Here is a 12,272-nt window from a genome sequence, read left to right as displayed (position 1 = left end):
TTGCATAAAACAAGACCCCGAAGCTTTACGCTCCGAGGCCTGTTTTAAAATATAGAAGAAGTTTGTAAATAATCTGGCAATTCTGTAATTTTACTGATCCTGTGCACCGCCGGTACATCTTTTCCAAATCCGTAAGCCGCATGGATAAACGGCACATTCGTTTTCTCTGCCGCCTCCCGGTCTTTGTTCGTATCACCGACATACACCGGATGCTGCAAACCATACTGTTTCTGCACGATACGGATATTTTCATCCTTGGGCCGCCCGGTTCCTCCGGCACAGATCCAGCCGGTGAAATAGGGTTTCAGGTTGAACAGATCCCAGAAGCCCTCCAGATATTCTGCATCGCAGTTGCTCACCAGAAACAGCTGATACCGCTCTGACAATGTGTGAAGGGTCTCCTCCACACCGTCATACAGCACGGCCCCGCCCTGTTTCAGATAAGGATGCAGTCTGGAACAGTAATCATCCATGATCTTCTGCACCGTCTCGTCCTCTGCGCCGGGAAAACAAAGCTTCAGGATATCCCAGGTCTGCAGCCCCATATAGTGATAGATGTCATCCAGCGTTGTGTCCGCCGCCGGAACAGACGGATAATCCCGGAAAAGATCCTGAATCACCCGAAAAATCACCGGTACCGCATCCCACAGCGTCCCATCCAGATCAAACAGAACAGAATCTGCGTTTTGTTCCATATCCGATCCTTACTTCCAGTTCGGATTATCAATGATGGCCGGTTTTCCGTCACGCTCCACCATAAGCTTGCGATAACCCTTGGTCTCAATGGTACCGTAGTCATGACCTGCATCTGCGCGGAACACAAAGAAAGTGATGAGCTGCTCGTCCGGGCTTACGTTGATACTGCGGTGTGCATAGCGTTTCGGCACGTACAGTGTCTCTCCCGCCTTCATCTCCAGTGCCAGCCAGTCTCCCTCCGGGTTCTCCATGAGCATATAGCCATGGCCCTTCAGGCAGTAGTACACTTCACCGGTGTCGAGAATGGTGTGGAAATGGCCTTTCGTGAAATAATACTCATCTCCCACTTTCCCAGGATTCAGAATAGAACAGCCAAAAGCAAAATCGCCCGGTGTCTCCGGTGCCGGCATGGAATGGAACTCATAAACAACAGAGTCTTCCTTTGCAAGTGCCTCTTCATAGGCCTTCTCGTCGGCAAACATACCTTTCATCTGGCTTAAATATCTTTTTCCCGTATCCAGGGTCTTGGAAAGACCTGTCTGGGGATCAAAATCAATGACAAATCCTCTTTCAAAATCAAACGGTTTATCGCCGCCATTAAAATGTGCCATATGCTATCTCCTTTCTACTTTCTGCTCTGTACCTCACGTGCAATCTCGCTGAGTTTTTTCAGTTTCTCGCCAAGCAGCTCACAGTGGAACACATCAGCCATTACCTGTGTCCAGCCATATACAAAATACATCCAGCCATCCTGGATATCCAGTTCTTTTTCTTTCTCCTGTGCCTCTGCCTGATGCATGAAGGTCAGCTCGCCTCTATAGTTGATCTCCCACACGATGGCTTTCTTCGGGAACTGTGCCGCATCTGTCAGCGGAGAACCCGGACGGTCTTTTCCAAGGCCGGTGGCATTGATGATCAGAGAGCCCTCTCCCATCTCTTTTGCCATGACGTCATCGTTCTGGCCCGGATCAGGTGTCAGGAAATACTCTGCCGGGATGGTGTTCGGATAAAACTCTTCGTTGATCTTTTTGCACTCATCCAGTCTCGGTGTGGAACGGTTTGCCACAACGATGTTCTTCGGATCATTGCCCTTGCCGGAATTTCTCATGTAATAAGAACACATGGAAATACAGCTTCCACCTGCGCCCATGATCATCACGCCTGCTTCCGGATGCTCTTTCCAGTAATTTGCAGGAACAAACTCCTCCATTGCCATGCCGCAGGTGATGGGATCCTTTGCCTCGCAGCAATATTTGTCCCCATCTTTGTAAATGGAAGAAATCTCGCCAAACTGTTTTGCGTAAGGCCCGATCACGTCAAACATGTCATGAGCAGCCGCATAAATGTCGATCTTGTGGGTGGTAACAAGGGCACCCAGAGATAACGGATCCTTTTTGATAAAGTCTACTACCTCGCGGTACACTTCCGGTTTCTCGTGGATGGCAATGTCAATGCCCTTGATCTGGGCATCAATGCCAAGATATTTTACCCACTCCGGGAACACCTTCATGATAGAAGAAGATCCTGTGGTAACGCCAATAAAGTACATGGTAGGTCTTGTTGCTGCTTCTAATTTCATCGTAATATCCCTTCTCTTTCCTCAAAAGTCTAATATTTTGCCGGGGTTTTCCACACACATCCGGTGGATATCCCCATCTGTAAACCCGATTGCCTTCATTTTGGGAATATAATCCTTCAAAATATAATCCAGACCCATATCTGCTGCATGGTAAGCCCGCAGCCGCTGATTCGTCGTATCCAGGCTGATCACAATCTGGCCAAGAAGTCCTGCCTCCCGCATTTCCGCCAGCAGTTCCAGTTCCTCCTGTTCCGATACATATTTCAGCCGGTGCACGCTGTCATAACAGAACATGCAGCCCGATGCCAGAATTTCCTTATGATATGCAGCATCATAATGGGTGCGGTCCAGATGACAGATCAGCAGCCGGGAAGGCGCGATCTTTCGCTGCTCAAACCAGCAGATCAGCCCTGCAATGTCATTCCCCTTCTCCGTATGTACCATCACCGGCGCACCGGTTCTGTCCGCCGCCTCTGCCACAGCTTCAAACAGCCGGATATACACAGGATCCGTGTTCCAGTTGTTCTCCATGGCCACCTTCAGGATGCCTGCCCGATACGGCAAAACCGTTCCGTCCGTATCCGTCATGCCTTTCTCGATCTCACTGACATACAGATCGGCCAGCTTTTTGCTGTCCCAGGAAAGCAGCTCTGTCTGATCAAAGAACATCTTCTTGTGAAATCCTGCAGAAGCCACGATATCCACGCCGCTTTTCTCCGACAACTGCGCCAGCATCCGCCCATCTCTGCCGCAGCCTGTGGGCTGGGCATCCACGATCAGGCTTCCACCTGCCGCCGCATACTCTTTCAGCTCTGCCAGGGATCGATACTCATCATCCATGCACAGCGCTTCATTGCTCTGAAAGGAAGCGCCTTTGCGGAGCCAGATATGTTCATGGCACTGACAATGCCCCAGCTCCTGCGGGGTCAACATTCTGCATACTGTACGAATCATAACGCTGTTCGTTCCTCCTGTTTTGAAAGAAACGGCTGCCGAACTCTGTTGTATATCCGGCAGCCTTCCCTTTTAAATATTGAGAATCAATTTCTGAGCAGTAGCTCGATTGTCTTCGATATACTGGTATGCGCTGCTCACATCTTCGATGGAGTATTCTTTGGAAATCAACCGTTTCAGATTGATCTTGCCCTCGTCCACCAGACGGATTGCTTCAAAATAATCCTCTTCTATGTACATCAGGGTACCGATCAGCTCATATTCTCTGTCCTGTACATTGGCCATATTCGTATTGGCCATACCGGCAAATACGCCAACGATCACGATCGGGATTCCCTTTCCTGCAATGTCAAGCACCTGATTCAGTGCTGCCGGACTTGCGGAGCACTCATATACCGCATCCATGCCATCCGGGCCAAATTTCTCCTTGATGACAGCCTCCAGATCTTCTTTGGATACATCTACGGTATAATCGATGCCGCACTCTGCTGCCATATCCAGCTTTTCCCGGGAAACATCAGTGATCATAACAGCGGAAGCACCCAGTCCCTTGGCACTCTGTGCCACCAGGTTACCGATGGTACCGGCACCTAATACCAGCACCTTCTTTCCCTTCACATCACCGATTCTCTTCACGGCATGTACGCCTACAGACAACGGCTCGATCATGGTTCCCTCGCCGAAGCCGATCTGATCCGGAATCTTGTAAAACAGTTCTTCCTTTGCCACATAGAAATCAGAACTTCCGCCGGTGCACTGGCATCCCAGCACTTTCAGAGATTCACAGATATTGTATCTGCCTTCCCGGCAGGGACGGCATTTTCCGCATACCTGCTGCGGCCGAAGCACCACTCTGTCACCCAGAGCAACCTTTGTCACGCCTTCTCCCAGCTTTTCCACAACGCCTGCGCACTCATGTCCCAGAACGATGGGAAAACTCATAAACGGATGTTTTCCGTAATATGCGTGGATATCTGATCCGCAGATTCCGACGGACTTGACCGCGATACGCACTTCGCCCGGGCCCGGCTCCGGAATCGGCACTTCATGTTTTTCAAATGTTTTTGGTGCAACCAATTCAAACTGACGCATATATTTATCTCCTTTTTCTCAGACTAAACGCAAGTGTAGCAACCATCAATAACGATATCCGCACCGGAAGTGAAGGATGCGGACTCGGAAAGCAGATAGATCACTGCGCCGCAAAGCTCAGACGGCTCGCCATATCTTCCGTAAGGGGTCAGATCCATCCATCTCTTCTGCCAGTCCTGATCAACAAATACACAAAGCTCTGTGCGCATGTATCCGGGGCTGATGCTGTTCACACGGATGTCGTCATGACAATACTCTACTGCCAGAGACTTGGTCATCTGCATAACTGCTGCTTTGGATGCATTGTAGGAAGCCTGCTCCTGCGGCCAGTTTACAATATGTCCGGACATGGATGCCGTATTAACAATGGAACCCTTCTTATTATTTGCTTTCAGGTATCTTGCAAACTCAGATGCCATATAATATTCTCCGTTCAGGTTCACATTGATGACATGTGCCCACTCTTCCGGCTTCACATCATATGCGGACTTATGGATAACAATTCCCGCGTTATTAAACAGACCATCCAGGCCGCCCATCTTCTCTGCTGCTGCATCGATGCCGGCTTTTACCTGTGCCGGGTCTGTAACATCCACCTCGTAAACTGCGGTTCTGCGTCCGGTAGATGCAGCGATCTCATCTGCAACTGCCTGCGCCTTCTCTTTCTGCACATCAAAAATCACGATGTCAGCGCCAACCTCAGCCATTCTTGTGGCTACTACTTTACCAATCCCCTGTGCTCCCCCTGTAACAACAATCGTCTTGCCTTCCAGAGAAAACAGCTTTTCCAATACTGTCATTTGTAAGACTCCTTTCTCGGTATCTCATTATGTTATTATGTTACTACATTCGGACTTTAAAATCAAGCATTAATCCATAAAATATTAACAAAACCTATTTCTCACTGGCAGTCATTTTATACGCATCTGCCAATGCATTATAATACAGGTCAAAGGCTTTCTTCACCGGTACATAGGCTTCCACTGCTGCCGGATTGGGTTCCTGTACGGAATCGATCTTCAGGAAACGGTCAACTGCGGAGAAATCTTTGAAGATACCGCTTCCTACGCCGCCGATGACAGCTGCACCCATGGAGCTTCCCTCTTCCAATGTGGTCGGCACCAGGATCTTTGCCTGATAAATATCCGCCATGATCTGACGCCATACCTCACCTTTGGCACCGCCGCCCACGCAGATGATCTCAGAAATATCCATCTTCGTCCGCAGGATGTTCAGGCAGATATCCAGGTTCATGGTCACGCCTTCCAGTACACTTCGCAGGATGTCGCCGCGGGTCGTCTCCGGCTTGATGCCCAGCCATGTTCCCTTTGCCTGTGCATTCCATCTGGGCGCACGCTCACCGAGCAGATAGGGAAGGAAGATCACGCCGTTGGCGCCCATGGGAGAACCTTCCACTTCTTTGTTGATGTAATCGTAAGGAGAACCGCCTTTTTCTTTTGCCATCGCACTCTCTGCATGACAGATGGTATTCTTCAGCCAGTTATAGCTTCCGCCGGCATACTGCATCGTTCCGTTCGGTGCATACAGCCCCGGAACCGCATGCGCCCAGGTTACCGTTCTCATCTGCTCATCGAAGATCGGCACCTCTGCGGTCGTCGTGATCCATGCGGACGTTCCCATACAGCAGTATGTCTTACCGGGTGTGATGGAGCCGCATCCTACGTTTGCAGCCACGCCGTCTCCGGCACCAAGCACTACCGGCGTTCCCTCTGCCAGTCCGGTCAGTTCTGCTGCTTCTTTGGTCACACCGCCTGCCACAAAGGTGGATTCCTTTACTTCCGGCAGTTTATCCGGATCGATACCGGTATATTCGATCAGTTCCTCTGACCATTTCAGTTTGTTGATGTCAAAGCATGCAAAAGAGTTGGCATCAGAATATTCCGTATAGAATTTTCCTGTCAGTTTGAAGGTGATATAATCCTTTGCATTGAGTGCTTTATACGTCTGTTCATAGATTTCCGGTTCATTGTCACGGATCCACATGAGCTTCTGCACCCCATAGGAAGCTGTATTTCTATGTCCTACAATGTGATAAAAGCTCTGCTGATCAATATGTTCCTCAATCTGTGCCACCTGTTTCTGCGCACGCTGATCTGCCCAGATGATCGACGGACGCAAAGGCTTGCCGTTCTTATCCACGCACAGGCAGCCCATCATCTGGCCACTGAAGCTGATGGCACCAATGGCTTCCGGCGCGATGCCTGCCTCTGCGATCAGCTGTTTGCTGGACTGGCATACCGCATTCCACCAGTCATCTGCATCCTGCTCCACCCATGTGTCATTAAAATAATGTGCCGGATAAGATACCGTTACACTTTTGATCAACTCTCCGTTTTCCGAAAAAAGGGTCGCCTTATTTCCTGATGTTCCCAAATCATGTGCTAAAATATATCTTGTCATCTCTTAATTCACCTCATGAAATACTGTTACTGTAAACTGGTTTCTGTCCCCGCGATAACGGGACATGGTATACTCAATTACTTTTCCAAACGAATTATATCCCACAGAACGGATATACTGGATCGGCTTTTTCTTCTCCATTTCCAGCAGCTTGGCATCCTCCGTTCCCGCCTCTACCGCTTCAATGGTACGATCCAGATGGTGAATTCGTGTCTCGTCACTCATATCCAGGATACTGTACAGCCGTTCTTTATTCAGATCATACTGAAATACTTTACTGCACAGCGCATACGGAAGAAAGGTCTTGGAATGTACGATCGGCCTGCCGTCTGCCATTCTCTTTCTGTGCAGAAAGATTACCTTTTCCTCCGCAGACAGCTGAAATGCCTCTATCACTTCCGCCGGGATCTCCTCTCCTTCCAGTACCCGAAACTGCAATACCTCTGTACTGGGTGTCATGCCCCGATGCAGGATCTCATCGTTAAAGCTCTGGATCTTGCTGATATATTCCTGCTTAATTTTCGGTTTGGCAACGAAGGTTCCCTTACTCTTTACCCGATAAAGAATTCCTTCCTGCACCAGCTCGCCAATGGCCTGCCGGACCGTCGTTCTGCTGATCTGATAGTAACTGCTGATCTCTTTTTCTGTCGGGATCACATCACCGGCGGTATATTTATTTTCATTGATCGCTTCCAGGATCAGCTCTTTTAACTGGTAATAAAGCGGAACAGGAGTGTTTTTATCAATGGTTTTTGTCTCGTTAAGCATAGTCTTCTCCTTATTTTTTACAATCTGCAAAGCATACACTGATGGTGCTCTGACGCTATTCAGTGTATGCTTTGTATAAATGGCTGTCAATTACCTCTTTTGGTAATGTCATGACATTCACGCAGATTGAAAAATTTTCTCCACTGTAGGGTAAGTATTACCACTCGTTGTTCGGCCCTGCAAAAACATTCCGAAGATAAGCCACAGAATTCCTTGCATCTTCATCCAGCCGTTCCTGTGAAGCACCATGGCTCAGATCCCGCCAGATCTTGATATCACTTCCTACTTCTCCGCCGCCGATGACAAAAGGCTCCATGACAACATTCTTATCATAGCCGATCCGGTGCAGTGCCTTGCCGATCTCCGGCCAGGGGAAATTGCCCTTTCCCGGCACTCTGCGGTTATTCTCGCCCACATGGAAGTGTCCCAGAAGATCACCGGCAGTCAGGATGGCATCGATCATACTGTCTTCCTCGATATTCATATGGAAGGTATCCAGCATGACCTTTACCGCAGGCACGTCCACCTCTTTTACAAAGCGAACCGCTTCCTCAGAAGTATTCAGGATATATCCCTCAAACCGGTTCAGCACTTCCAGACAATAATCCACGCCGCACTCTCCGGCAATTTTTCCGACCTTCTTTACGTTGGCCACACTTCTTGCCCAGTCGCCTTCTTTGTCGATAGGTTTGGAATAATCCACTGGCCAGTAGGAATAGATGCCACCGCCAATGGTATGAATATCCATAAATTCCAGTTTTTTCAGAAGGTCTGTATAAAAAGCAACCGCATGCTCTGATACCTTCGGATCTGCAGACGCCAGATTCTCCTCCGCTGCAGGCCCATATCCTGCGGTCAGCATCACGCCCTGTGCTTTTGCTTCATCGCGAAATGCCTGCATCTCTTCTCTGGACATATTTTTCAGTGCCGCACAGGATATCTCCAGAATATCAAAGCCCAGATCACGGACTTTCTCAATATATTTTTTCTGATCACATCCCCAGGTTTTCTCCCAGTATGCAAAGTAAATTCCGTATTTCATTTCCTGCCCCCTTCTGTTTTACATCCAGTTTTTGTCTCACATACCGTCTGTGATATGATGTCCGATGGCATCGGCCGCCTTCACGATCTCTTTGAGCATGTCAGAGGAAATCTCAAACGGTTCTCTCACCAGTTCCGGCTGCGATACGTTATCCGCGATCAACTGCAGGTTTTCTTCTGTCAGCTCCACCTGCAGATCCGCCAGTGTTGTCGGCAGCCCCACCTTCTTACAGAATTCCACATATTCTTTGATGGTCTCCCACGATGCATTCTCTGCCACCAGCTGGCACAGCGTACCGAAAGCCACCTTTTCACCATGGAGTGTTGCAGCGCCGTTGGGTGTTGCCGTGATGCCGTCCCCCACCGCATGTGCGCAGGCGCAGGCCGTATTCTCAAAGCCCAGTCCGCTCATCAGCGTATTGGCCTCAATAACAGCCTCCAGAGCGTCCGTCACCACATGGTTCTCATTGGCGATCTTGGCAGCCTCGCCAAAATCAAGGATCGTCTCATAGCAGAACTGGGCAATCTTCATAGCCGTTCTCGTTCTCCGGAAACAGCCTGCTTCCTGACAGATATAATTGCCGCTGTTGGAAGCCGCATTCGCCTGCGCTTCAAACCATGTTGCCATGGCATCTCCCATACCGGACACAAGGAACCGTACCGGTGCATTGGCAATGATCGTGCTGTCGATCAGCACCATATCCGGACTCTTGATATAATTGATTGCATGAGAATGTTCGTGATTTTCTTTGTAGATAACAGACAGTGCGCTGGTCGGCGCATCGGTAGAAGCACTGGTTGGAATGATCACAACCGGCAGCTGTAACTCATTCGCTACGCCTTTGGCCGTATCAATGGATTTGCCGCCGCCAATTCCCATGATCACATTGGCGCCGCACGCTTTCGCTGCCTCCGCATGTGCATGGATCCGTTCCACTGTCACCTCATTTTCGAACTGTGCAGCCTGGAACAACTGTCCGTCAGCCTCGTACTGCGTTTTCAGAAGATCATTCATAGAAGCAAAGAAATACGGATCGATCACAGCAAACACGCTGCTTCCGTATTTTTTTGTATGAACAGAAACCCGGTTAATCTCCCCGGGCCCCTGGATATAGCGTCCAGGAGCCCCGAAAGACATTGTTCTTGATGCACCCATAATTTGTAAACCTCCCCTTGTTACAATTCATGATACAATTAAACAGTTGCCTCAGCTTTATTTGTATTAATCTGCAGTAATACTGCTGCAATGATGATCAGACCTTTTACGATCTCCTGCGGGTATGCCGGTACCCCCTTCAGGTTCATGATATTGTTGATCAGTGCAATTGTAAAAGCACCAATCACCGCTTTAATCACGTTACCTTTACCACCTGCCAGGCTGGCACCGCCGATAACGCAGGCAGCAATCGCATTCAGCTCACCGCCGCTTCCCAGTGTGGACGCTGCCGTCTGGGTTCTAGATGCCATGAACATTCCTGCGACAGCAGAAAGGAAACCGGATACCAGATAACAGGAGCATACATATTTCTTTACATCAATACCTGCCAGCTGAACGGCTGTCTTGTTGGAACCGCAGGCAATGACGATTCTTCCGTAGGAAGTGTAGTTCTGGATGAATGCCATGATCACGATGATGATGGCGCATCCGATGATGATCGGGTAGCCATATTTCTTGCTGGCCATTGCGGATACTGCTGCCACATCAGAACATCTGACAGGAGCACCGTTGGATACGATCAGGGCAAAACCGTTACCGATGGAAAGTGTTGCCAGTGTGGTAACGAATCCCTGCATGCCGCCATAGGCAACGAGCAGGCCGTTCAGCAGACCGATGAGCAGTCCCATCACAAGTGCTGCAAGGAATGCAAGAACGAAGTTTACCTGATAGTCTCTCATGAGCACGTAAGCCACACAGGAAGAAAGGGCGGTTACCGCACCGACAGACAGGTCAATACCGCCGGTCAGGACTACAAACAGCATACCAAGTGCCACCAGAATCGGGCCGGACTGCTGCAGCAGGATATTGGTCAGGTTGGCAATATCCAGGAATGTGCTGGAAAGCACTGCACAGATAATAAACAATACAAGAAAGATCACATATGTATTATTGTTCAAAAGAAATTTTTTCAAATCGAATTTTTTCGTATTCATCACTGTACCCCCATCGCATATTTAATCATCATATTCTCCGTGAGTTCCTCTTTCTGCAGTTCACCGGTCACCTTACCATTTCTCATGATAACTACCCGGTCACACATGCCGATGATCTCCGGCATCTCAGAGGAAATCATGATAACTGCAACGCCGTTTTCTGCCAGATTATTGATGATCTTATAAATCTCTGTCTTCGCACCGACATCTACGCCTCGGGTCGGTTCGTCAAAGACAACGCATTTGCAGTCAGCTGCGATCCATTTTGCCAGCGCGATCTTCTGCTGGTTACCACCGGAAAGGCTGCTTGCATCGTCTTCTGTACTTCCGTATTTTGTCTGAATACTCTTCAGCAGTTCTTTGACGTACTCTTTTTCCTTCGCATGCTGGATGACGCCATGGTTGGTCACCTTTTTCAGACACGCAAGTGTGGTATTTACCCGGATACTCTGATTCAGCAGTAATCCCTGTTTCTTTCTATCTTCAGGAAGCAGGCCAAATCCTTCTTTGATCGCCTGGCCCGGTGTCTTCCAATTAACTTCTTTTCCAAAATAATATACTTTTCCGGATTCTTTCTTATCTGCTCCGAAAATCGCCCGCATGGTTTCTGTACGTCCGGCACCGACCAGTCCGTTAAAGCCAAGAACCTCTCCGGCTTTCACATCAAAGCTGACACCGTCTACCAGTTTCCCTGCGTGTAAATCCTCTACCTTTAATACAACATCGCCGATCTTCGCATTGCGCGGCGGATACATCTCTGTCATCTCACGGCCTACCATCAGGTTGACAAGACGTTGTTTGTCAAAGGATGCTGTATCTACCGTATCCACATACGTTCCATCTTTTAATATTGTAATATGTTTGCTTAACTCAAAGATCTCCTCCAGTCGATGTGAGATATAAATAATACTTACGCCTTCATCTCTGAGTTTTTTGATTACTTCAAATAACTTCTGAATTTCGGAGAAAGTCAGCACTGCGGTAGGTTCATCGAATACAAGAACCTTTGCATTTCGTGTCAGACATTTGCAGATCTCTACCACCTGCTGATATGCCACACTCAAAGAACCACATTTTGCTCTCGGGTCAATGTCCCCGAATCCCAGTTTCTCCAGCTGTGCTTTTGCATCTTCCCGAAGCTTCTTCCAGTCGATCAGGCCTTTGCCGCCGCTCAGCTTGTCAATATAGATATTCTCTGCCACCGTAAGATCCGGTGCGAGCATAAACTCCTGATAAATAATTGCGATTCCCAAATCTTTGGACTCTTTTGGATTTGTGATTTTCACTTCCTGTCCATCGATGAAGATCTGTCCCTTATCTCTCTGATATGCTCCGGATAAGATTTTCATCAATGTAGATTTACCGGCACCATTCTCTCCTATCAGCGCATGGATTTCTCCCGGTTCAACACTGAGAGAAACATCTGTCAGCGCCTTAACACCGCCGAAATGCTTTGTGATACCTTTCATTTCCAGCCTGTATTGCTGAGCCATGTGCTCACCATCCTTCCCATCTGTCTGTAATTCCTTCTTATAAAGAGCAATCCCCCTCTTAATTGAGGAGGATTGCC

At 48.7% G+C, this 12,272-nt stretch carries 12 protein-coding genes; all 12 read right to left on the bottom strand.

Annotated elements, in window-relative coordinates:
* Positions 1 to 44 precede the first annotated feature (44 nt).
* Positions 45 to 695 (bottom strand): HAD family hydrolase, encoded by a 651-nt coding sequence (locus RJD28_04920; protein WNV58858.1) that lies wholly within the window; start codon positions 693 to 695, stop codon positions 45 to 47.
* A gap of 9 nt (positions 696 to 704) precedes the next feature.
* Positions 705 to 1,307, bottom strand: coding sequence for a glucose-6-phosphate isomerase family protein (locus RJD28_04915; protein WNV58857.1), 603 nt, complete (start codon positions 1,305 to 1,307; stop codon positions 705 to 707).
* 14 nt (positions 1,308 to 1,321) lie between these two features.
* Positions 1,322 to 2,275 (bottom strand): shikimate dehydrogenase, encoded by a 954-nt coding sequence (locus RJD28_04910; GenBank protein WNV58856.1) that lies wholly within the window; start codon positions 2,273 to 2,275, stop codon positions 1,322 to 1,324.
* A gap of 21 nt (positions 2,276 to 2,296) precedes the next feature.
* Complete coding sequence (locus RJD28_04905; protein WNV58855.1) at positions 2,297 to 3,229, bottom strand: hypothetical protein; 933 nt, start codon at positions 3,227 to 3,229, stop codon at positions 2,297 to 2,299.
* 72 nt (positions 3,230 to 3,301) lie between these two features.
* A complete protein-coding gene (locus tag RJD28_04900) occupies positions 3,302 to 4,321 on the bottom strand; it encodes an alcohol dehydrogenase catalytic domain-containing protein (protein WNV58854.1) in 1,020 nt (339 codons plus the stop codon).
* 23 nt (positions 4,322 to 4,344) lie between these two features.
* Positions 4,345 to 5,121, bottom strand: coding sequence for a glucose 1-dehydrogenase (locus tag RJD28_04895; GenBank protein WNV58853.1), 777 nt, complete (start codon positions 5,119 to 5,121; stop codon positions 4,345 to 4,347).
* Positions 5,122 to 5,215: 94 nt separating this feature from the next.
* Positions 5,216 to 6,742: a xylulokinase gene (xylB, locus tag RJD28_04890; protein ID WNV58852.1), complete on the bottom strand. Its 1,527-nt coding sequence runs from the start codon at positions 6,740 to 6,742 to the stop codon at positions 5,216 to 5,218.
* A gap of 3 nt (positions 6,743 to 6,745) precedes the next feature.
* Positions 6,746 to 7,510, bottom strand: a complete 765-nt coding sequence (locus RJD28_04885; GenBank protein ID WNV58851.1) for a GntR family transcriptional regulator — start codon at positions 7,508 to 7,510, stop codon at positions 6,746 to 6,748.
* 157 nt (positions 7,511 to 7,667) lie between these two features.
* Positions 7,668 to 8,552, bottom strand: coding sequence for a sugar phosphate isomerase/epimerase family protein (locus RJD28_04880; GenBank protein ID WNV58850.1), 885 nt, complete (start codon positions 8,550 to 8,552; stop codon positions 7,668 to 7,670).
* A gap of 36 nt (positions 8,553 to 8,588) precedes the next feature.
* Entirely contained in the window at positions 8,589 to 9,707 is a 1,119-nt protein-coding gene (locus RJD28_04875) for a glycerol dehydrogenase (GenBank protein ID WNV58849.1), read from the bottom strand.
* Between the two features lie 38 nt (positions 9,708 to 9,745).
* A complete protein-coding gene (locus RJD28_04870) occupies positions 9,746 to 10,702 on the bottom strand; it encodes an ABC transporter permease (protein ID WNV58848.1) in 957 nt (318 codons plus the stop codon).
* Entirely contained in the window at positions 10,702 to 12,195 is a 1,494-nt protein-coding gene (locus tag RJD28_04865; GenBank protein ID WNV58847.1) for a sugar ABC transporter ATP-binding protein, read from the bottom strand. The genes RJD28_04870 and RJD28_04865 overlap by 1 nt, the downstream gene beginning before the upstream one ends.
* Between the last annotated feature and the right edge of the window lie 77 nt (positions 12,196 to 12,272).

The organism is Oscillospiraceae bacterium NTUH-002-81 (genome assembly GCA_032620915.1).
Classification (GTDB): domain Bacteria; phylum Bacillota; class Clostridia; order Lachnospirales; family Lachnospiraceae; genus JAGTTR01.
The sequence above is the reverse complement of the archived record's forward strand: the minus strand, read 5'-3'. Positions and strand labels throughout refer to the sequence as shown.

Coding starts and splice junctions, on each gene's coding strand:
- RJD28_04920 (WNV58858.1), bottom strand. CDS start 695: ATGGAACAAAACGCAGATTCTGTTCTGTTTGATCTGGATGGGACGCTG.
- RJD28_04915 (WNV58857.1), bottom strand. CDS start 1,307: ATGGCACATTTTAATGGCGGCGATAAACCGTTTGATTTTGAAAGAGGA.
- RJD28_04910 (WNV58856.1), bottom strand. CDS start 2,275: ATGAAATTAGAAGCAGCAACAAGACCTACCATGTACTTTATTGGCGTT.
- RJD28_04905 (WNV58855.1), bottom strand. CDS start 3,229: ATGATTCGTACAGTATGCAGAATGTTGACCCCGCAGGAGCTGGGGCAT.
- RJD28_04900 (WNV58854.1), bottom strand. CDS start 4,321: ATGCGTCAGTTTGAATTGGTTGCACCAAAAACATTTGAAAAACATGAA.
- RJD28_04895 (WNV58853.1), bottom strand. CDS start 5,121: ATGACAGTATTGGAAAAGCTGTTTTCTCTGGAAGGCAAGACGATTGTT.
- xylB (WNV58852.1), bottom strand. CDS start 6,742: ATGACAAGATATATTTTAGCACATGATTTGGGAACATCAGGAAATAAG.
- RJD28_04885 (WNV58851.1), bottom strand. CDS start 7,510: ATGCTTAACGAGACAAAAACCATTGATAAAAACACTCCTGTTCCGCTT.
- RJD28_04880 (WNV58850.1), bottom strand. CDS start 8,552: ATGAAATACGGAATTTACTTTGCATACTGGGAGAAAACCTGGGGATGT.
- RJD28_04875 (WNV58849.1), bottom strand. CDS start 9,707: ATGGGTGCATCAAGAACAATGTCTTTCGGGGCTCCTGGACGCTATATC.
- RJD28_04870 (WNV58848.1), bottom strand. CDS start 10,702: ATGAATACGAAAAAATTCGATTTGAAAAAATTTCTTTTGAACAATAAT.
- RJD28_04865 (WNV58847.1), bottom strand. CDS start 12,195: ATGGCTCAGCAATACAGGCTGGAAATGAAAGGTATCACAAAGCATTTC.